This window comes from Kitasatospora sp. NPDC056800 (genome assembly GCF_042789775.1).
Taxonomy (GTDB): Bacteria; Actinomycetota; Actinomycetes; order Streptomycetales; family Streptomycetaceae; genus Kitasatospora.
Genome location: NZ_JBHUAL010000075.1, coordinates 16533 through 37809, shown reverse-complemented (window position 1 = coordinate 37809; position 21277 = coordinate 16533). Strand labels below are relative to the sequence as shown.

Here is a 21277-nt window from a genome sequence, read left to right as displayed (position 1 = left end):
GACCGTGACCGATCCGGTCGCGGTCCGCTCGAACCCGCACGACGCGCTGGTAGTCCGCCGACCCCGGCCCGTGCGCTGTCGCCCCCTCACCAGGCGACCGGCAGGACGAGCGGGCGGGTGAACAGGTTGTCCTCGTCCCAGGGGAGTTCGTCCGCGTCGATCGCGAGGATGAGCCTCGGGAACCGGGTGAAGAGTGCTTCGAAAGCGATCCGCAGGTGCGCCCGGGCCAGTGAGGCGCCCAGGCAGAAGTGCGGGCCGGCACCGAAGGTCCTCGATCCGTCCGTACGGCGGTGGATGTTGAACCGGTGGGGGTGCTTGTAGTGCTCCGGGTCCCAGGTCGCCGCGATCATCGGCGTGACGACCGACTCCCCCGCGCGGATCGGCACGCCGCGGATCTCGGTGTCCTCCAACGCGACTCGCGGGTTGGACAGGTAGCCGTTGTGGTGGAACCGCAGGACCTCCTCCACGACGGCGGGCCACAGCCGCGGGTCTTCGAGGACGCTCTGCAGCTCCTCGGGGTGCCTGAGCAGGGTGACGATGCCCGTGGACGCCGAGGAGACGAGCGGTTCGATCCCGGTGACGAGCAGGTAGCTGACGGTGCCGTGCAGCTCGTCGGAGGTGATCTCGTCGGCCTGACGGGCCGCGATCAGGGCGCCGATCGGTTCGGTCGGGTCGGGGGCGGACCACTTGTCCGCGACGATCTCGGCGGCCAGCGCGCCGATCTGCTCGGTGGCGGCCGAGACGTCCGTCCGGTCGGCGTTCTGGCTGGTCTGCTCACGGAAGCAGCCGTGCAGCGCCTGGCGCCGGTCCGCCGGGATGCGGAGCAGCCCGCAGCTGACCCGCAGGGCGAGGGGCGCCGTGTAGGCGCTGACCAGATCCGCGGGGTTGCTTCCCGCGGCCATCGCCGTCAGCAGGTCCTCGGCGTGCGCCGCGATGGCGGTGGAGTACCGTTCGGCGCCTCGCCGGTTGAACAGCGGGTTGAGGATCTGCCGCACCCGGGTGTGCCGGGGCGGGTCCAGGTTGAAGATGCCCCCGGGCACGGAGTTGAAGTCCTCGCCGATCAGTCGCGGCGCGCCCGGGTAGACCAGGTCCCTGGAGAAGCGCGGGTCGGTCAGGACCCCGGTGATGTCGTCGTGGCGGGTCAGCAGCCAGGTGGTCTGCCCACTGGGCATGCGCAGCGGGCAGACCGGGCGCTCCCGCCGCAGCGTGGCGTACAGCGGCGGCGGGGTCCCGTGCTCCCCCGCGGGCAGCGGCCACTGGAGGATGTCGGTGTCCGACAGGGTCACGACTGGGCTCCTCTAGTACCGGCGTTCGGCGGCGCGGCCTGCTCGACGGCCGGTGCCACGGCCGGCTCGACGGCCAGTGCGACGGCCGGCTCGACGGCCAGTGCGATGGTGGCGAAGCCGTGGCCCGGCGCCGGCGCCAGGGCCGGGACCTCGCCGTTCCACAGGGCGAGCTGCAAGGGCCAGGGACGGTTGTAGAGGAGGAGGGCGGTCCGGGTCCCCGTGATGCCGGGCAGGTCCAGGACGAGCGGGAGTTCGGCGAGGACGTAGCCGAGGTTGAGTTCGATCTGCGCCGGGGTCGGTTCGCCGCCGAGGACCGTCATGAGGTAGCCGCGGGACGCCTCCCGGCACAGTTCCCGTAACCGGCCGTCCGAGCGGAAGGCGTCGTCGACCTGGGCGCGCAGCTCGCGGTAGCGCTTCCGGTTGATGAGCCGGGTCCAGCTGTTGACCCGGTCGTGCGGGTTCGGGCCGGAGGCGTGGAGGGCGCGCCGTGCCGCCGCGCGCATCCTGCGCACGGCCCGGGTCGCGCTCTGTGCGGCCTCCCGGGGTGCCCGCCCGCAGGCGATGAGGCCGAAGGCCGTCTCGTAGCCGGGCAGGACGGCTTCGACGTGCCGAAACCTTCCGGCGGCCCAGGCCAGCAGGGTCTCGACGGTCGCGGGCCGGTAGAACCCGTTGAACGGGCTCAGTCCGAACACCGCGGCCTCACCGGTGTCGAGGATCTCCCGAGACTGCTCGTTGAGCGGGTGGACCGTGACGGCTTCCGCCGGGACCGCGATCACAGGCTCCGCCGCCAGTACGCGCCGCAGACGTCGATCCGTCGGATCGGGTCGTCGATCCGCTGCTCCTCACGGAAGTCGTGCACAGCGGCCCGGCACGCCGGGATGACGTAGTCGTCGATGATCACGAACCCTCCGGTGGACAGCCTGGGGTACAGGTGGGTCAGGGCGTCCCAGGTGGATTCGTAGAGGTCGCCGTCGAGCCGGAGCAGTGCCAGCTTCTCGACCGGCGCCTGGGGCAGGCTGTCCCGGAACCGGCCCGGGAGGAAGGCGACGTGGTCGTCCAGCAGCCCGTAGCGGCGGAAGTTCTCCGCCACCTCCTCCTGGGGCACGCCGAGGACCCCGTTGGCCTCGTGCAGGGCCAGTTCGCGGTCGAGGGGGTGCCCGTCCGCGCCCATCTCGGGGATGCCGGTGAAGGAGTCGGCCACCCACACGCGGCGGTCGGTGATGCCGTGCGCCTTCAGGAAGGCACGCATGAAGATGCAGGCCCCGCCGCGCCAGACGCCGGTCTCGATGAGATCGCCGTCGACGCCGTCCGCGACGACCCGCTCCAGGCAGTCGTGCAGGTTGTCCAGCCGCTCCCTTCCGATCATCGTGTGCGCGGCAGCGGGCCAGTCCAACCCTCCGTGCCGCTCCTCGGCCTGGTAGCCGGTCGGTCCGTCCGGAGTGAGCCCACCGTCCTGGTAGATGACATTGGTCAGGACCTTCTTCATGAGGTCCAGGTAGAGGTGCCCGTCACTGTCGCAGTCATCCACTGGCTGTCTCCCTGGCAGGTCGGTTCTGGTCCGGATCGGTCCGGACCGGATCGGATCGGATCGGTCTGGATCGGTCCGGAGGGCTTGGCGGACGTCACGCTGGTGGTGCGGACCACCCGCGGTCGATGAAGTCGGGAGCGCCCTCCTCGGAGTTGACGCCCTTCTCGACGAAGGCGAGGTTGTGGTAGACCGTCAGAGCCACGGCATGCCGGTCGGCGTAGGACGGTCCGGGCGCTGCCGCCGGTGGCACCCACTCCCGGTGGTGCAGGCCGTCGACGAGCTGCTTGAGCAGGCCGACCGAGGTTCCGGGCCCGGCGACGGGGCCGGCGGTGCCGCCGTAACCGGGCCAGTAGGCGGTCTGGAGATCCTCGACGACGTACAGCCCGCCTGGCCGCACGTGCGGGAACAGGGCGGTGAAGGAGGCTCGCACATGGGCGTTGAGGTGACTGCCGTCGTCGATGACGATGTCGAACGGCCCGAACCGACGGCCGAGGTCGTCCAGGAGTCCGGGGTCGCCCTGGTCCCCGACGGCGGTGGCGATGCGGGGGCCCCGAACACCGGGTTTGGGGACGATGTCGAGCCCGAGGACCAGTCCCGCCGGGAAGTAGCGCTGCCACATGCGCAGTGACGCGCCGCCCTGGTCGGGTGCGTCGTAGCCGCCGATCCCGATCTCCAGCACTCGGACCGGCGCGTTCCGGAAGCGGGCGAAGTGCCGCTCGTAGTACTGGGTGTACCAGTGGAGGTCGGCCCACTTGTCCGAGCCGAACCGGGTCGAGAGCCCGCCGAGGTCGACCGGGTGCCGTTGGCAGGCGGCCACGACCGCCTGGACCGCGACCGCCAGCCGCTGGCGTTCGCGGACGATCGCGGTGAGCCCACCGGGGGCCGGGTTTGGAGCATTCAGCTCGGCGCAGGTGGTGACCCGCCGACTGGTCCGGCGATCGGTGCCGGGGCCGTAGAGGCCGCGCAGGAGGTCGACGGCGTCATGGGTGATCCGCACCGGCGCCGCCTGCCAGCCGTCCCGCTTCGAGGTCAGCCCGTCGCGGTCGACGGTGAGGAGGCGACAGGCCCGTTCACCGCCCGACGTGAGCTCGAAGGCGAGGTGCGCGGCGCCGTCCACCCGCACCGGATCGCACCGCACGGCCAGTTCCTCGACGACGACCTCCGCGACCCGGTCGAGCCCGAGGTCGGCGACGGCCCGCGCCAGCCGGTGCTCGTCGGCCGCCGCACGCAGCAGCGGTTCGATCGCGGGCCAGCCGGGGCCGGCCGCCGCGCCCACGGGGGCGTCTCCGGCCGGTGCCACGGTCGGGGCGCCGACCGGTCCAGGGCCGGTGCGGGTCATGACGCGGCCTCGACCAGCTGCCGGACGACCCGCTCGGGGCCGGGCATGGCCTTGATCTCCTCCCGGACCTGCCGGCAGGCCTCTCGGATCCGCCGGTCGGTCAGTGCGCGGCGGATGCCGTCGGCGAGTGCCGCGGGGTCGATGTCCCGGTCGGGGAACGCCACCCCCACCCCCCGCTCCACCACCGCTTGTGCGTTCACCGGCTGATCCGCCACCTGGGGCAGGACCAGCTGTGGCACCCCGTTGGCGAGTGCGGTGAAGGTGGTGCCCGACCCGCCGTGATGGACGACGGCGGCGCAGCTCGGCAGCAGAGCGCTGAGCGGCGCCCAGTCGACGGCACGGAGGTTCGGCGGGAGCGGCCCCAGGCCGGACAGATCCGCCCCGCCCGTGGTGAGGACGACCTCGGCGTCCTCGGCGGCCAGCGCGTCGACCACGTCCCGCAGGACCGGGGTTCCACCGACCGCGGGAAGCACCGATCCCCAGGTGACGCAGATGCGTGGGCGCCGCGGCGCAGCGCTCACCCAGTCGGGCAGCACGGCACCGCCGTTGTACGGCACGTAACGCATCGGCCATCCGGCCTTGGCGTCCGGAGGGCGCAGGCTCTCCGGGCACAGGTCGACCGTCGCCACCGGACCGGTGAGCGCACCGGTGATCCCGTGGCGTGCCCGCACGTCCTCCAGCGCGCCCAGCACCGCGGCGAAGGACGGATAGGGCAGCCCGATCCCGTGCATCACGCAGGGGATTCCGGTGGCCTCGGCGGCGAGCTGACCGCCGGCCAGGAAGGTCGTGAAGACCAGGAGGTCCGCGCGCCACCGGCGGATCAGGTCCACGGTGCCGTCCACCATCCGGCCTCCCACCCCGAGGACCAGGGCGGCGACGTCCTCGCGCGCGGGGTCCGGCCGATCGGCGGCCGTCGGGCCCGGCCGGTCCGCCGCACCGGTGAACCGGCGCCAGGCGTCGGACAGGTCGTACCGGTCCGGCCGGTTCTTCGTGACCCGGACACCGAGCCGGTGGTAGGCGTCGGCGGCGCCGCCGTCGGATACGTCCACGGCGGCCAGGCCCGAACGCGCGGCCATGTCCAGGCTCGGTCCGGTCGCGGCCACGAGTACCTCGTGACCGGCCGACTGCGCCGCCCACATGGTGGGCACCGCGGGCATGAGGTGGCCGACCCCGGGTGCCACCACGAACAAGATGCGCACGAAGTGCTCCTAACCGGCTGGAGGCATCGAGGACCGCCGAATTCGGCGTGATTCGTTGGGATTGTCCAGCTCGGCCACACCGTATTCAAGTACGCCGGGCCGGGACCGTCACCCCGGGACCGATCGCACCGGATTGCCTGGCACGCGCATTCCGGGGGAGCTTGACCGGAGGCAACGGACACGAGAACGTGTCACGCGACGGTCATTCCAACAGGGTTCGGACAAAGGGATTTCATGTGATGAGCACATTCTCGGATCCCATGGCGGACAGGAAAGCCGATTCGGCCACACCCATCGAATGCCTCAGGCTGGCCGGAGACGACACCCGCTCCCTGCACTCCGTCGTCCACTCCTTCGAACTGGCCGACCTCACGGCCGTGTTGGTCGACGAGATCCTGTTCCGCTGCGATCCACCGGGCAACGCCGATCCGGTCGCCGTCGTCCTGGACGTCACGCGCGGCGAGGAGCGGGTCAGCACCTCCTTTCTCGTCCAAGCCGGTCGACCGGTCGGCCTGAACGGTGCGGACGGCCCGGCCGCACTCTTCCGCATCGAATACGATGTGCTCGACCTGGTACGGGAGTTGTTCGGGCCGTCCGCGCCCGGCGGGCCGGCGAACCGACGGACCGAGCTGCGGTTCGTCCCGGAGTCCATGACAGTGGAGGGTGTTCGCCCGCTCGGCTCGATCATGGCGGCGGCCAGCACCATCCTCACCGGCTGCTCCTCCGACCACCCCGGACTCGCCCGGCTGGCCCTGCGCCACGACTCGGACAAGTGGGGCGGCCTGCACTGGTTCGCCGCCCTGTACGAACGCCACCTGCGCCAGCTGCGCGACCAACCCGTCCGGGTGCTCGAAATCGGAATCGGCGGATACGACCACCCCACCCTGGGTGGCGGGTCATTGAAGATGTGGAAACACTACTTCCCGCGCGGTCTGGTATTCGGCGTCGACCTGTACGACAAGAGCGGCCTCGATCAACAGCGCCTGCACACACTGAAGGCGGACCAGAGCGACCCCGCCCAGATGATCGAAATCGCCGAACGGCACGGTCCGTTCGATATCGTCATCGACGACGGAAGTCATATCAACGAACACGTCAGGACAACATTCCGGGCGCTGTTCCCCCACGTCCGCGCCGGAGGCCTCTACGTCATCGAGGACCTGTGGACCTCCTACGCCCCGGGCTTCGGCGGAAACGAGGACCCGGAGGCGTGCGACAGCACCACGCTCGGCCTCGTCAAACGGCTCGTCGACGACCTGCACTACGAGGAACAGCCGTTGAAGACCACCGGCGGAGTCGGTCCGTCCCTGGCCGGAATGCACCTCTACCGCAACATCGCGTTCCTGGAGAAAGGCCGCAACGCCGAAGGGGGGATCCCGGGCTGGATCCGCCACTGAGTCCGCAACACCGCTCGTTCCACAGGCAGAGCCCGGCGAAGAGCCAGGCGGACCCCAGCACGGCGCGGGCCTCGTCGAGGGTGCGACAGTGCGTCCGACCGGGGTCGGCGATCATCACCTCGCAGTCCCGACCGGCGGTCAGGAAACGAACCGCCCGGGGCGGTCGGCGACCGACCGTCCCGGGCGCCGGACCGCGCCCGGCGGCCCCGTCAGGACCACCCCCACTGCGGCTTGGCACCGTAGGGGCCGTCCTCGAGGCCGATGTCCCCGTACTGGTACTTGTTGTTGGGGAGGGCGAAGACGTACTCGCGCGGGTCGGCCGCTGCGCCCTCCAGCTTCTCCGGGACGCTGTGGTAGCCGAGCGCGTAGAGGTTCTTGGACGGATCCCAGCTGTTGTAGCAGGCGATGGCCTTGAGCTTGGTCTTCATGTGGGCGTCGGGGATGTTCAACACGTAGGCGGCGCCCCTGCTGCGGTCGGGGAGCTCGTGGTCGTAGGCGTAGACGAAGTTGAAGCGCACATCGGTGAGCTTGCCCTCCCTCGCCAGCTGCACGGCCGCGTCGGTGATCGCCTTGTGGGTCGCGCTGACCTCCAGCCAGCCCGCGGTGAACTTGTGCGAGGCGCCCGGGTACTGATCCGCGATGGACGCGATCTTCGACTTGACCGTGCTGGTGAACTTCTTGAAGGCGTCGTCCCCGCCCCACGCGGAGTCGGGGAGCTTGAGGTTGATCACCTTGTCGACGCCGAGGCGGGCCGCCGAGGCCATGAACTCGGCGGTCCGGGCGGGCACGATGACGCTGTCACTGGCGCTCGCAGGTATGGTCGGCCAGTTCAGCCCGTGGTGGCCGCGGGCCACGCACGGATGCCGGCGGTCCTCTGTGGTCATCGGACAGGGATCGGTGTTCATCCGCCTCGCCAGCCCGTCGTTCTCACCCCGTGTCACCAGCACCAGGTACACGGGCCGTCCGGCCGCCTTGTGCTCCAGGATCGACCCGGCCAGACCCAGCGCCTCGTCGTCCTGGTGCGGCGAGTAGAAGATCGCCGGAGCTGACGCGGCCGACGCCCTGGCCCCCGACAGGCCGGTGCCCAGGAGCGTCGCACCGGCCAGCGCCCCCGCCGTCAGCACCCGCCGCCGGGACAGACCCGCCCCTCCGTTGTCCACCATTGCCGCCTCCTGCCGGCCCCACCGGGCCGGCCCGTACCCCGGCCCGCCGTCGCCGGTGGCAGCGGAGGAGTCGAAGCGGTGGAGGAAGTGACGATCGGCCATGGGCAGGCTCCTTGGACAGCGGCCCCACGGGGGCGGCACGGGAAACGGGAGTCGACGGTGACGGTGGACGAACCACCAGGTCACGCCCCGACGCTACAGAGCGCACCCGTCACCCGGCGTCACCCACCGGAACGGGGACCGCACTCCCGCTTCCCCCCTGGCCCGGCACCGTGCTCCCGGGTCCCACCCCGCCCATCGACGGGGGTGGCGGCGCACCGTACCGGCTCCACGGCCGGCGGATCCGCTCCGCCGGACGCCTCGCCCTGCCCTGCCCGGTCGTACGGGAGCACGGGACGTCGGACCGGTCGACTTCCCGTGCTCCCGGTGCGGCAGGGAGCCGGCTACCTCGCGCCGGCGCACAGCGCGGGGCTCGTCCTCATGGGGTCGGTGCCGGCCGGAGCACGAAGCCGCAGTTCAAACCATGCGAGGATCAGGCCCGGGTGCGATTGCATCGGCTGTGCTGAGGACGTTTTCACGACGGCGAGGATCGTTCGCCCCACGAGGGCCTACCCCGCACGCGTTCCGCGCGGCCGAGCCGTGGACGGCGGCTCAGCGGTGCTCGGGGTTCTCGAAGTCGAAGCGGCAGCCGGCGTCCCATTCGGAGCGCTGGTTGCCGTGGGCCGGGATGCCGCCGGCGTCCTTGAGCATGCGGGCCAGGTGGAGCTGGTTCCAGGTCATGAAGGTGGTGTTGCGGTTGGTGAAGTCGTTCTCGGGGCCGCCGGAGCCGGGGGACAGGTAGGACGGGCCGGGGCCGGCCTCGCCGACCCAGCCGGCGTCGGCCTGGGGCGGGATGGTGTAGCCGAGGTGCTGGAGGCTGTAGAGGACGTTCATCGCGCAGTGCTTGGCGCCGTCCTCGTTGCCGGTGATCAGGCAGCCGCCGACCCGGCCGTAGTAGGCGTACTGGCCTTCGGAGTTGAGCCCCGCGATGAAGACGGTCGGCCGCTTGCCCTCTGGCTGGGCCGCCAGCGCCCTCACGGGCACGCTGGTGATCACTATCTGGAGCAGGCCGCCGCCGACGGGGTCCCACAGCCGAACGCTGCTCCCGTCACCGGACGCCAGCACGGCGCGGCCGTCGGGCATGGGGACCGCGGCGATCGTCGTGGGATTCGGGGTGGGGATGGTGTGGTGGAGCTCAGTGGTGGCCAGGTTCCAGATATGGATCCTACTGCGGGCGGCCGCAGCAAGGTAGTCGCCGCCGTCCATGGTGAACGGATGCAGGGCGTGGAACCCGGGCTGAGGTCCGCGGGCCCGCAGACGGTCGATCGGTCTTCCGCTGCCGATGTCCCAGATGCCGATTCCCCGTTCGGTTGCCGCTGCGACGAGCCGAGGCCGGCGGAGGGTGCCGAAGCGGGGCAGGGCGGTGAGGACGCTGATGCGACGCCCGAGCCCGACGCATCATCAGTTAACTACAGGGGCATCAAATCCCAGCCGCCATCCTGTTGTCACCACCAGGATCCGAGGGGACTTTCGAAGATGCCAACACATCGCTCCCCAGAGTGGAAGGCTGGTGCGGAACCCTCTCAGTGGTGGGCGGGTGTCGGCGAATGGAGGATCCTGCATGGATGGGGGGCGTGTTGCCGCACGCGGCTACCAGTACCAGTACCTGCGCACGTTGGAACAGCTCATCGCAGTGATCGACGATGAGCAGGTGGCGTCCGTTCGCGTGGAAGGACCCTCCGCTGCCGAGGGAGCCGAGGAGCGGGTGGACTTCGACGTAGTCAATCTCGACGGCTCCCTGCGGTCTGTCGTCCAGGTCAAGAGCAAGGCCTCAGGTGGCGCGATCAGCGGGGCAACAGCGCTGGGCATCCTCCTGGACATGGTGTGTGGCAACCAAGAGTCCCGCCAGTACTGGCTCTTGACCAATGGCCAACGCGGTGCACTCAGCCACCAGCTCGATGACATCCTCTCCTCACAACCGGAACCCTCGCAGCTGCGCAGCCGCCTGCTTGAACTGTTCCGTACCGCTCCACAGCGGCGCAGGCAGCTGAAAAGCCTCAACGAGCAGCAACTCGCCCGGCTGACGCGCTGCCGAGTGGCCTACGACCAGCGTGGCGACGAGAAGATCCTCGAGAACCTACGCGAGGCGCTGCGAGTCTTGCGGAACCGCGCACGACATGGGCTCGGAGAACGGTCCGCTGGTCTGCTGACCGGATATTTGATCTCCGAGATCCTAGGCCGAGCCGCTGACGTCACCGGCAATCGGGCGAGCTTTTCGGTAGAGGAGTTGCGCAAGCTCGTGCTGATTGACGGCGAGACCTTGGCCCGCTCGATCGGACTCCGGGACTGGGGCACGCTGGTCGGGTCACTCCCCACAATCCCGGATGTTGAACGACCTGGACTACTCGCGCCGCTGGAGAGGGCGTTCAAGGTAGATGCCGGGCAGACCGTGCGCCGTGCGACACTGGCCGGCCCGTCAGGCATCGGAAAGTCGAGTGCCGCTGCGCTCTTCATCGCGGCCCATGCTGATGAGTACGACCTCATCGGGTGGATCGACTGTGAGACGGAGTCCTCAACCCGAACGTCTTTCGAGCGTATCGTCACCGCAGTTGACCCAGGTGCCGCGAACGCCCTGTCGGGGGGGCCGATCTGGGCACTCCAGCAAACGGTGCAGGATGTTCTCGGCCGGTTGGCGGGGCGCTGGCTGCTAGTCCTCGACAATGCGAACTCGGCTCGGGAGGTTGAGAGGTGGGTGCCGAAGGTGGGTCGTGGTGATGTGGTCATCACCACCCTCAACGGGGCATCCCACCCTGGTAGTGGTGCAGTCATCGCGGTGCCGGTGATGGAGCGTGGCGAGTCCGTCGAGCTGTTGAGCCGGCGTCTTCGACTCAACGATGATGAGCATGCCCTCTGGGAACCGGTTCTCGATCGCCTGGCTGAGACGTTGGGCGACTGGCCGCTTGCCTTGGAACTGGGGGCCGGCTACCTCTACGGCTGTGATCACGGGCCCGAGTACGTCGACAGCTACCTGGAAGAGCTAACGGTTCGCTCGCTCAGTGACGAGGACTCAATTCCTCTCGGATATCCCAAGACGCTGGCGGCGGCACTCAACCTCTGTATCGACCGCCTTGAAGCCCGTGCTCAGCCCGGCGCAACTGACCTGCCGACGCTAGCCCTGAACATGCTCTACGCATCTGCATATCTGGCGTCACACCGCATCCCGGGACACCTGCTCCTAGCAGCCGCACTCACCGACATCGATTCACAAGAAGGCGAGCAGCACAGGTACTTCCTCGTCTCGCCCGAACTCGCCAATCTCGGTGAGACGCTTAGGGAACTCAATCGATTCTCACTGGTCAAGAACGACCTCCCGCTGCCATCAACCGCCCTCGGGAAAGCCCTGCCAGACGCGGATCGAACTTTCGCCGTCAACACTGTCAGCCAGGCCCTGCTCCGGGCGCGACTGCAAGCGAACTGCGACCTGCCCATCGCCCTGAACCGGCTCCTTGGGCACCTTGAGCGCTGGCTCTACTGGCCGTTGCAGCTCGGAGAACTCGAACGGGTACAGGCGATCACCCCCCATGCCGAGACCTTACTGTCCCGCATCGAGCAGATGCGCTTCTCCAGCACACGCGTTGCCCACCTGTATGGCAATCTCGCCGGCTCCCATCACACTCAGGGAGACGTGCTCCGCGCAGAGGCGCTATTCCACCTCGAACTCCAGCACCTGGGGCGCCTCAACCCCACGAATGATGCGCTGCTTGTACAGACTCGACAATCCCTGGCGCTGATCTATATCCAGGCCCAAGAGATAGGTGGGGACCTGAAGGCCAACCTCACGACCACCTTCCAAGAGGCAGTAGACCACCTAGAGTTCATACTCCAGCAAGCCAGAGCATGGGCGTTCGACGCACCGAAGGCCGCCCTCAAGCTGGCCATCGACTCACGGATAGCAATTCAGTACGCGCATCTGCCACAGGCCGAGGCAGCACGGCTTGCACCGCTGGCGCTCGCCTTCGCCGACTTGGAGGGAAGAATCGAGCCGTCCACCTACTCCATCAGCCACAGGACTATCGAGCACGCGAATCAGCTGATCCATCAGGGCCAGTATGCCGAAGCAGAGCGGTGCTGCCGGAAGCTACTGGCCGACGGACTGGTCGGCCCGACTGCGGGGGAAGCCCGGCGTTTCATGATTGAGGCTCTCGCCCGGCAGGCGAAGTGGCGTGAAGCCATTGAGGAGGTTCGCTTCTGGAAGCTATCAACTGAGGGCCCCCGCCTGTTTCGCCACTCCGTCATCGACCTCCTACGCAACGCCGGCCACGCCTGCACCGAGGCGTTGATGGTTGGCGATATGCGCTCCACTGCCCTGCTGAGCGAACTCATCGACTGGCCGGATCTTGACGACTTTCTCGCCGTGGGAAATGACGACGATCGATTCGTGATCCACAACATGCGCGCCCTGCACGAGAGGTTTCAAGGACACTGACATCGGACTACTGAACTTGATTGGGTGATGTCGGAGCCGTTTGCCTGACGGTGGCCGGTTCGTTCCGGTAGCCCTGGATGGTGAGATACCCGCAGGGCAGCGGGCTGACCGGCTACGACATCACCCAATCAAGTTCGGTAGCCTGAAACAGAATCACCGAGTGGCCGTCGCTACACCGCTCCAACGGACGTTTCCCTGATGCCACCGTGCCGCTTGTGAAGGTTGGCTCGCCCATGGTGTGCCACTCCCTGCGGTAAGGGCCGCAGACGTCATCTGAGACGGAGACCGGGCGTCAGATTGATGCGCAGTCACAAATCTTACGCTGCAAGCCGATCGCGGCAGAGGCGACCGTTCGCCTGAACCCTGGGCTCGCTAGATATCTCACTCACGGTCTGAAGTTCGATTCTGTTCAGCCTTCACACAGCCAACACGGCGCCCCCAGTACCGAGCCGGCGCCAGCCAGGCTCCCGCCCGTCCTGCCTCACGTCAGCGGTGCTCGGGGTTCTCGAAGTCGAAGCGGCAGCCGGCGTCCCATTCGGAGCGCTGGTTGCCGTGGGCCGGGATGCCGCCGGCGTCCTTGAGCATGCGGGCCAGGTGGAGCTGGTTCCAGGTCATGAAGGTGGTGTTGCGGTTGGTGAAGTCGTTCTCGGGGCCGCCCGAACCGGGGTCCAGGTAGGACGGTCCGGGGCCGGCCTCGCCGACCCAGCCGGCGTCGGCCTGGGGCGGGATGGTGTAGCCGAGGTGCTGGAGGCTGTAGAGGACGTTCATCGCGCAGTGCTTGGCGCCGTCCTCGTTGCCGGTGATCAGGCAGCCGCCGACCCGGCCGTAGTAGGCGTACTGGCCTTCGGAGTTGAGGATCGAGGAGCAGGCGTAGAGCCGCTCGATGACCTTCTTCATGACGGAGGAGTTGTCGCCGAGCCAGACCGGCCCCGCCAGGGTGAGGATGTCGGCGGCCATCACCTGGGAGTAGATGACGGGCCACTCGTCGGTCTCCCAGCCGTGTTCCGTCATGTCAGGCCAGACGCCCGTGGCGATGTCGATGTCCACCGCCCGCAGGACGTCGACGGCGACGCCCTGGCGTTCCAGGATACCGGTGCTGACGTCGATCAGGCCCTGGGTGTGGCTGCGCTCCGGGGAGCGCTTCAGGGTGCAGTTGATCACCAGGGCGCGCAGGTCGGCGTAGGACGTCGTCGGGTCCGGCACGGATTCCTCCTCCAGGAGTGGCGGGAGGCCGGTCGGGCCGCGGACTCCCGGTACAGCTCACCAGTCCGGCCTCCTGGGCGCTCGCGGAACTGGGCCGGTCGCCTGACGGCACAGCACCTGATCACACCGTTCGGGGCCGGCGGCCCGGTCCCGATTCCGGCCGGTCCCCCTACTGGCCCGCACGCACGCCCTCGACGAGGATGGCCGTCGAGCGCAGGAGGACGGCAGCACCGGCGGAGGCGCCGGTCGGGCTTGGGGAGAGGGCGACGACGTGCCGTTACGCATCCACTTCACCATGGAGGACCTCGCGCGGACCCGCGTCGCCGACGGACCGGCGCCCTGCATCGAGCTGAGCACCGCGGCACGGCAGCTGCAGGAGCGCACCCAGCCGGTACGGCTCGGGGCCTGGCGCCACCGCACCCTGTCCGCCCTGCAGCCCGCCTCGCGCATGGTCCTCGCCCTCATGCCCTCGCGCGGGCGGATCACCGACTTCCTGAGCGGCGCGAACGCCGCGACGCCCGCCGAGCTGATCGAACAGGTCCGTGCCACGCCCCGGAGCCGCGTACGGGCCAGCCTGGAGAACACGGCCAGGCACCAGCCCCTACCCTCGTGGGCCCGTCGGCTGCCCGACGACCCGCTGCTGCTGCGGCAGTTGTGCGACAGCCTGGAGCACGTGGCCGGCCACGCCCTCGTCCCGCACTGGCGGGAGGTCGAGGCCTTGACGGCGGCCGACGCGGCGGTGCGGTCCCGCCAGCTGCTCGGCGGCGGCGTCGAGGCGCTGCTCGCGCGCGTCAACCCGCGGCGGGTCCGCTGGCGGGCGCCCGTGCTGGAGATCGCGACGGTCTCCGGTCTGGACGCCGACGTGCACCTGGCCGGGCAGGGGATGCTGCTCCAGCCGTCGGTGTTCGCCGTCGAGGCCCCGATCGTCAACCTCGACGCGGTGCCGCAGCCGGTCCTCACCTATCCGGTGGCCCGGCTCCAGGAGGGTGCGGCCACGCCGCTGTTCCCGGCCATCCCGTCCGGCGGCCGTCGGGAGACGCCGCCGGCGGTCGGCGCCGTCGGAGCCCTGCTGGGCCACACCCGGGCGGCGGTGCTCGGCGCCATCGCCGGTCACCCGGGCTGCTCGACCCGGCAGCTCGCCGCGCTCGTCGGCATCTCCATGGCCAGCGCCAGCGAGCACGCCACGACGCTGCGCAACGCGGGCCTGATCGCCACCCACCGGGACCGCCAGACGGCCGCCCACGTCGCCACCCCGACGGGTATCGCGGTGCTCGACGCGCCCTCCGGACGGCCCTGAGCGGCCTCCTACCACCCCACCGATCAGTCGGCGCCGGACCGACGCACGGCGTCCTCCCAGAGGTCCAGCCCGGCTCGCAGGAGTCCACGTACGGCCGCAGTCTCCTCGTCCGTCAGGGCTTCCTCGTCGGCGGCCGGTTCGAGGGTGTCGCCGCCGAAGACCTTCTCGTAGGCGCTGTCGTGGACCGGCCCCTGGGAGGGAAGGGGCGGGCCGGCCGTCACGCTGTGGGCGAGGTCTTCGAAGAAGTTCCACGCCTCCAGCAGCAGTCCCGCCGGCACCGGGCCGGGGTCGGGGCCGGGCTCGGGGTGCTCGACCCATCGCCGTACGGCGGCCAGGTCGAGCGTGCCCTCGCCCTCCCAGACGAGCTCCCGGCCGTTGCGATCACAGTGGTCCCGCAGCGTCTCGATGTCCCGGAAGACGAGGAGTCCTCCGAGGTCGTCGACGAGGAGCTCATCGGGTGCGTCGCCCTCGCCGGGCCGCCAGATCACCGTCAGGTCCCCGCTCCTGGTCGCGATGCGGTACGGATAGTGGTCGGCCATGCGGGTCTCCCGTGGTGTCGCGGCGGCACCCGCCGCGCGGGTCGTTCTGCCCGCAGTGATCGTCACACACGAGGGCTGCCGGGAGAGGGCAGAGGGGGAGCGACTCAGGCCCGGTCGGCCCGGCGGATGACGAGCATGTCCTGGGTGTGGCCGATGCCGTAGCCGCCGCCGGGGAGGGCGAAGTGCTCCTGGACGTAGGCGGCCAGGGCCGCGCGGGAGGGGCGGGGGTCGAGGGTGGCCAGGTCGGCGACGTTGACCATGAACTCGGCGACGTCCACCGCCTCGGCGAGGTCGGGCGCGCGGTAGTGGAGGTCGAGGGTCTCGAGGGCGTAGTCGTGCTCCGGGTGCCGCTCGTGCAGGCGGTCGGCGAGCGGGGCGAGGTCGTAGCGGACGCCGGTGAAGTGCGCGGCCATCCGCATGCACGGGCTCTCCGGGTTCTGGAGCACGACCAGGAGGGTGCCGCCGGGGGCCGTCCAGTCCAGGGCGCGGCTGACGGTGCCGAACCAGTCCGCCTCGGGCACGTAGTAGAGCACGTGGGAGAGGTGGACGAGGTCGGCCTGCTCGGGCGGGTGGACCCGGTCGAGCGGTTCCGGGAGGACGAGGGCGTCGGGGCAGGCCACGCCCAGCTTCTCGCGCATCGCGGCGCTGGGTTCCACCGCGATCGTGCGGTCGAAGGAGCGGCTCAGGTGAGCGGTGGTGCGGCCGTCGCCCGCACCGAGGTCCAGCAGGACCCGGCGGTGCGGCAGGGTGGCCACGATCTCGCTCAGCCGGGCGTGGGTGATCGGCTTCTCGTCCGTCCCGGCCAGGAACAGTTCGAACGCCCGGCGGTAGTCGGCGCTCGTCACGTCCAAGACCCGGACCGGGTCCGCGTCCCTCGTCGTCGTCTCCACCTGTCGGCCTCCCCTGTTGACGGTGTGCCAGGTGGCGCCCATTGCACCCCGGGGCGGCGGCGCGGGGGTGCAGGGACGTTCCTGCCCGCGTGTCGTCCACGCCGCTCCGCGACCGCCAGGCCCCGTTTAATCGGTGGCCCGGCGTCCGTGGCGGCTCCTACAGTGTCCGCCTGATCAAGAACGCCCAGGGAGCCGGACATGCGTGTGCACTACCCCCGGACGCCGCATCTGCCCTGGTCACCGGGCGCCGCGGCGGACGACGTACGGACCGGGGACCTGTCCGCGCTGGCCGGCGCCGAGGTCGTCGTCACCGAGAAGCTCGACGGCGAGAACACCACGCTCTACCGCGACGGCCTGCACGCCCGCTCGCTGGACTCCGCCCACCACCCCTCCCGCGCCTGGGTGAAGGGCCTCCAGAGCCGGATCGCCCCGCGCATCCCGGACGGCTGGCGGATCTGCGGCGAGAACCTGTTCGCCCAGCACTCGATCCCGTACACCGACCTGGAGAGCTGGTTCTACGGCTTCTCGGTCTGGACGGGCGGCACCGACGGCGGGGACCTCGACGGCGACCACTGCCTGGACTGGGACGACACCGTCCGCTTCCTGCGCCGCCTCGGCGTGCCCGTCCCCCGGGTGCTGTGGCGCGGCCGCTACGACGAACGGGCCCTGCGCGCCCTGCGGTTGGACCTCGACCGGCAGGAGGGGTACGTGGTGCGGACGGTCCGGGGCTTCTCCCGGGCCGAGTTCGGCGAGCGGGTCGCCAAGTGGGTCCGTCCGCGGCACGTGCGTACCGACACCCACTGGATGCACGCCGCGGTGGTGGAGAACGGGCTCGCCCCGGGCTCCGCGCTCTGGGCCGTGCGCTCCGGTGCGCTGCCCGAGCCCGCTGCCCTCGCGGCGGCCTTGGGCATACCCGAACTCTCCTGCTCCCCCGATGAGTTGGCCGAGGTGTCGGCCCGGCTGGACGAGCTGGGCCGGGGCGGGGACGCCCGGCTGGTCGGCGTGCTCGCCACCGCGCTGCGCACCGCCCACCGCCAGTCGCTGGCACCGCTGCTGGCCGGTCCGCTCGGGCTGCCGCTGGCCCGACGGGTCGCCGACCTGGTCGGGCTGCACCCCGCCCTCCAGCACCCGTACCCGGACGAGGAGCGCCGCGCCGGGCTGGTCCGGCTCTCGGCGGCCGCCGACCTCGGAGTGCTGCACGCCGTCGCGGCGACCGCCGCCCCCGGACGGGCGGAGCGCGAGCAGGTCGCCTGGTCGGCGCTGTACGCCGAGGACGCCGGGCTGCTCACCGAGGCTCCGCTCGCCCGGCTGCGGGCCGAGCTGCGGACGGCGCTGGCCGGTCTGGACCGCGACGCCGCCGACCGCTGCTGGGCCCAGGCCCGCGAGGCGTACGCCCTCGGCCGGATCGCCACCGCCGAGGAGGCCGTCGCGGCCACCTGGCGCTGGCGCGACGGCCGGTTCCCCCGACTGGTCCACCTGTGCGGCCCCTCCGGCAGCGGCAAGAGCAGCTTCGCCGCCGGGCTCACCGGCGTGACCGCCCGGATCAGCCTGGACGACCTGCGCGCCGCCCGGGGCTCGCGCGCCGACCAGCGCGACAACGCCGATGTGCTGCGCGAGGGCCTGGCCCGACTGGACGCCGCCCTGGCCACCGCCCCGACTCCTGCCCCTAGAGAATCCACCACTGACCCTGGCGGATCCGCCGGCGCCACCGCCGTCTGGGACGCCACCTCGCTCAACCGCCAGCAGCGCTCCCACGTCCACGCCGTCGCCCAGCGCCGTGACGCCCTGGTCACCCAGGTGGTGCTGGTGGTCGGCGAGGAGGAGCTGCTGCGCCGCAACGCCGTCCGCCCGCACCCCGTGCCCGACCAGGTGCTCACCGCGCAGCTGCACCGCTTCGGCCCGCCCTACCCCGGCCAGGCGCACCGCACCTGGTACGTCGGCCCCGGTGGCACCGTGGAGGACACCGCGGGCACGCTCGACGAACAGGAGGACTGATGCGCCCCATCGAACAGATCTGCCAGCGCATCCGCTGGGACGCCCGCTTCGACCCGGCGCGGTTCTCCCTGGGCGTGCGCCACCGCGACGACCGCACCGAGCGCGTCCCGCTGGAGGCCTTCACCGCCTCCGGCGAGATCCCCTGGCACCGGGTGCACTGGGTCGAGGCGGACGGCGTACGGGTCTGGGACCGCGCCTCGGGCGTGGACCTGCTCGACCGCACCGAGGCCGGGCGCCGCACCGACCCGCCGCTCCTGCCCGCGCCCTTCTTCACCGCGACCACCCCGTACGCCTGGCACCCGGACGGCGGCTGGCGGCCGGCCCGGACCGGCGAGACCACCGAGACCGCCGAGGGCACCCCGACGACCACCGGCCTGCGCGTGGTCACCTGGAACACCCTGTGGGACCGCTACGACGCCGACCGGATCGCCACCGCCCGGCGCCGCCCGCTGCTGCTCGCCGCGCTGGCGGCCGCCGACGCCGACGTCATCGCCCTCCAGGAGGTCGAGCCGCAGCTGATCGCCCTGCTGTTGACAGCGCCCTGGGTCCGCGCCGGGTACACCCTCGGCGCCGACCCGCTCGGGCCGGAGGTCGACGACCACGGCCTGCTGCTGCTCAGCCGGCTGCCGGTGCTGGCGGCCGGGCGGCACGCGCTGGGCCCGCACAAGGCCGTCACGGCCCTCGCGGTACGGACCTCCGGCGCTCCGCTGACCGTCGCCGCAGTCCACCTCAGCAGCGACCACTCCCCGGACGGCGCCGACCGCCGCCGCTCCGAACTCGCCCGGCTCGCCGAGGGATTGGCGGGCGTGGAGGGCGAGCTGCTGCTGCTCGGGGACTTCAACGACGGCCGCTCCGGCCCGGCCGGCCCGGCCGCCGCGCTCGGCCTGCGGGACGCCTGGGCCGAGGTGCACGGGCCGGGCGACGACACCCCCACCTTCGACCCGACGGCCAACCCGCTCGCCGCGGTCTCCTCGCTGACCGGCCGACCGGGCCGGCTGGACCGCGTCCTGCACCGCGCCGACGGCACCCGCGCCACTGCGGCCGTCCTGCTCGGCGACCGCCCGGACGAGGACGGGCTCCTGCCCTCCGACCACTACGGCGTGGCCGTCGACCTCCTCCTCGAAAGCGGCGACGGCGACGGAGCCGCGGTCCTCGACTCCGCGCCCACCGCCCGCACCGCCGTCGCCTGGCTGCCGCCCGAGGAGCTGTGGCCGCCGATCCAGCACCTGCGCGAGGCGTACGACCCGCAGGTGCGCCGCTGGCCCCCGCACGTCAACCTGCTGTTCGGCTTCGTCCCGGAGGCCGAGTTCGACCGCGCCCTGCCGCTGCTGGGCGCGGCCGCCGCCGAGGTCGCGCCGTTCACCGCCCGGCTGGAGGGCGTGCACACCTTCGGGCACCGCGAGGACGCCACCGTCTGGCTGGACCCGGCCGCCGCCTCCGCCGCACCCTGGTCGGCGCTGCGGCACGCGCTGGAACGGCGCTTCCCGCGCTGCCGCGGCCGGGCGGAGGGCTTCACCCCGCACCTGAGCCTCGGGCGCAGCGCCGACCCGCAGCGGGTGGCCGCCGACTGCGCGGCCCGGCTGACCGGGGCCTCGGCCCGGGTCGGCGAGCTGGTGGTGCTCTCCCGCCGGGGCACCGAGCCGATGCGGCCGCGCGCCGTGGTCTCGCTGGGGACCGGCGAGGTTCGGCCGGTGCCCGAGCAGCCGCTCGCCTCACCGGCCCCGGAGCCGCCCGAACACGCCTTGGCAGCAATGGAGTTGGCCAGCCGGATCGCGGCGGCCCTACCCGAGGGCGTGGTGCACACCGTCGGCTCCCGACGGCTCGGCTGCCAGTTGGACGGAGGCGACCTGGACCTGGTGGTGGCGCTGCCCGGCGCCGCCGATCTGCCCGCCGTCCGCGCCCGGGTGGCGGCCGCGCTGCCGGAGGCCCGGCGGCTGCGCGAGGTCCGCGGCGCCCGGGTGCCGGGGCTCCGGCTGGCCGCCGACGGCCTGTCGGTCGACCTCGTGGTGGTCTTCACCGGCGCCCTCGATCCGACCCAAGCCGTAGACCACCGTGCGGAGTTGGGCGAGGCGGAGGCCGTCGCGCTGAGCGCCGTCACGGACGCCGAGGCGGTCCTGGCGGCGCTCGGCGACCGCCACGCCCGCTTCATCCGACTGGCCCGCCAGGTCAAGGCCTGGGCGCGGGCGCGCGGCCTGGACTCCGCACCCTTCGGCCAACTGCCCTCGCTCGCCTGGTCGGTGCTGGCCGCCCGGACGGTCCTGGAGGCGCCCGACGGCCCCGAGGGCGACCTCTTCCAGCGCTTCACCGAGACCTGGGCGGGCTGGGACTGGCGCCGGCCCGTCGCCCTCACGGGTGGTCCGACGCCGCCCGCCTCCGGCCCGCTCACCGTCCTCACCCCCTCCGCCCCGGTCCGCAGCTGCACCACCCAGGTCAGCGCCGACACCCGCGACCTGCTCACCGAGGAGCTCTACCGCGCCTGGGAACTCACCACCGAGGCCGCCGAACCCCCCTGGCCCGCCCTGCTCGCCGCTCCCCCGCTGCACCGCCGGCACGCCGCCTGGGCCGTGGTCAGCGCCGACGAGGAGTCGCTCGGCCTCGCCCGGGGCCGCGTCCGCGCCCTGCTGGCCGCCCTGGAGGAGGCCGGGGCCACCCGGCTGCACGCCTGGCCCCACCCGTACCGGACCGCCGACGGCCGCTTCCACCTCCCGATCGGCCTCGGCCCCGCCCCGCTCTCCGCCGCCCGTCTCGCCCCGCTCGCCAAGACCTGGTCCCGGGCCCTGCCCGGCGTCCGGGTCGAGCACGTCGACGGCGGCGGCGCTCCCACCCCGACCCGCTGAACCATCCCTCCCGCCTGGACCACCCCTCCTGCCTGGACCACCCCCACCTGCTGGACCGACCCGACCACCCCGATGGGCC

Annotated in this window: 15 protein-coding genes; 5 read left to right on the top strand and 10 right to left on the bottom strand. The window is 71.5% G+C overall.

Features of this window, described 5'->3' with window-relative positions; genetic code table 11:
• Positions 1-86: 86 nt before the first annotated feature.
• From ACFRQN_RS18620 to ACFRQN_RS18600, 5 genes are all read right to left on the bottom strand, one after another.
• The gene (locus ACFRQN_RS18620) at positions 87-1286 is read right to left on the bottom strand and encodes a cytochrome P450 (protein ID WP_380741219.1); all 1200 of its coding nucleotides are present in this window, start codon (positions 1284-1286) and stop codon (positions 87-89) included.
• The gene (locus tag ACFRQN_RS18615) at positions 1283-2062 is read right to left on the bottom strand and encodes a tRNA-dependent cyclodipeptide synthase (RefSeq protein ID WP_380741218.1); all 780 of its coding nucleotides are present in this window, start codon (positions 2060-2062) and stop codon (positions 1283-1285) included. The genes ACFRQN_RS18620 and ACFRQN_RS18615 overlap by 4 nt, the downstream gene beginning before the upstream one ends.
• Positions 2059-2814 (bottom strand): TylF/MycF family methyltransferase, encoded by a 756-nt coding sequence (locus ACFRQN_RS18610; RefSeq protein ID WP_380741217.1) that lies wholly within the window; start codon positions 2812-2814, stop codon positions 2059-2061. The genes ACFRQN_RS18615 and ACFRQN_RS18610 overlap by 4 nt, the downstream gene beginning before the upstream one ends.
• A 94-nt stretch (positions 2815-2908) precedes the next feature.
• Positions 2909-4153 (bottom strand): hypothetical protein, encoded by a 1245-nt coding sequence (locus tag ACFRQN_RS18605; protein ID WP_380741216.1) that lies wholly within the window; start codon positions 4151-4153, stop codon positions 2909-2911.
• Positions 4150-5352 (bottom strand): nucleotide disphospho-sugar-binding domain-containing protein, encoded by a 1203-nt coding sequence (locus ACFRQN_RS18600; protein ID WP_380741215.1) that lies wholly within the window; start codon positions 5350-5352, stop codon positions 4150-4152. The genes ACFRQN_RS18605 and ACFRQN_RS18600 overlap by 4 nt, the downstream gene beginning before the upstream one ends.
• A 239-nt stretch (positions 5353-5591) precedes the next feature.
• Between ACFRQN_RS18600 and ACFRQN_RS18595 the strand changes: the two genes are divergently transcribed.
• Entirely contained in the window at positions 5592-6749 is a 1158-nt protein-coding gene (locus ACFRQN_RS18595; RefSeq protein ID WP_380741214.1) for a hypothetical protein, read from the top strand.
• Between the two features lie 209 nt (positions 6750-6958).
• Here the strand turns inward: ACFRQN_RS18595 and ACFRQN_RS18590 are convergent, their stop codons facing one another.
• Entirely contained in the window at positions 6959-8014 is a 1056-nt protein-coding gene (locus ACFRQN_RS18590; protein ID WP_380741213.1) for a PIG-L deacetylase family protein, read from the bottom strand.
• Positions 8015-8563: 549 nt separating this feature from the next.
• Positions 8564-9217 (bottom strand): hypothetical protein, encoded by a 654-nt coding sequence (locus ACFRQN_RS18585; RefSeq protein WP_380741212.1) that lies wholly within the window; start codon positions 9215-9217, stop codon positions 8564-8566.
• A gap of 355 nt (positions 9218-9572) precedes the next feature.
• On the opposite strand from ACFRQN_RS18585, the gene ACFRQN_RS18580 reads away from it, so the two are divergent.
• The gene (locus tag ACFRQN_RS18580; protein ID WP_380741211.1) at positions 9573-12437 is read left to right on the top strand and encodes a hypothetical protein; all 2865 of its coding nucleotides are present in this window, start codon (positions 9573-9575) and stop codon (positions 12435-12437) included.
• Positions 12438-12923: 486 nt separating this feature from the next.
• Here ACFRQN_RS18580 and ACFRQN_RS18575 read toward each other — a convergent pair whose 3' ends face one another.
• A complete protein-coding gene (locus tag ACFRQN_RS18575; protein WP_079272196.1) occupies positions 12924-13640 on the bottom strand; it encodes a flavodoxin family protein in 717 nt (238 codons plus the stop codon).
• A 271-nt stretch (positions 13641-13911) separates the two neighbouring features.
• Here ACFRQN_RS18575 and ACFRQN_RS18570 point away from each other — a divergent pair, with 271 nt between their 5' ends.
• A complete protein-coding gene (locus ACFRQN_RS18570; protein WP_380741210.1) occupies positions 13912-14937 on the top strand; it encodes a DUF5937 family protein in 1026 nt (341 codons plus the stop codon).
• Between the two features lie 23 nt (positions 14938-14960).
• On the opposite strand, the gene ACFRQN_RS18565 is transcribed toward ACFRQN_RS18570, so the two are convergent.
• Positions 14961-15476: a hypothetical protein gene (locus tag ACFRQN_RS18565; protein ID WP_380741209.1), complete on the bottom strand. Its 516-nt coding sequence runs from the start codon at positions 15474-15476 to the stop codon at positions 14961-14963.
• 104 nt (positions 15477-15580) lie between these two features.
• Positions 15581-16366, bottom strand: a complete 786-nt coding sequence (locus tag ACFRQN_RS18560) for a class I SAM-dependent methyltransferase (protein ID WP_375872929.1) — start codon at positions 16364-16366, stop codon at positions 15581-15583.
• Between the two features lie 198 nt (positions 16367-16564).
• On the opposite strand from ACFRQN_RS18560, the gene ACFRQN_RS18555 reads away from it, so the two are divergent.
• A complete protein-coding gene (locus tag ACFRQN_RS18555; RefSeq protein WP_380741208.1) occupies positions 16565-18361 on the top strand; it encodes an RNA ligase family protein in 1797 nt (598 codons plus the stop codon).
• On the top strand, positions 18361-21198 hold the full coding sequence (locus ACFRQN_RS18550) for a poly(A) polymerase (protein ID WP_380741207.1): 2838 nt from the start codon (positions 18361-18363) through the stop codon (positions 21196-21198). Before ACFRQN_RS18555 ends, ACFRQN_RS18550 begins: the two co-directional genes overlap by 1 nt.
• Positions 21199-21277: the final 79 nt, after the last annotated feature.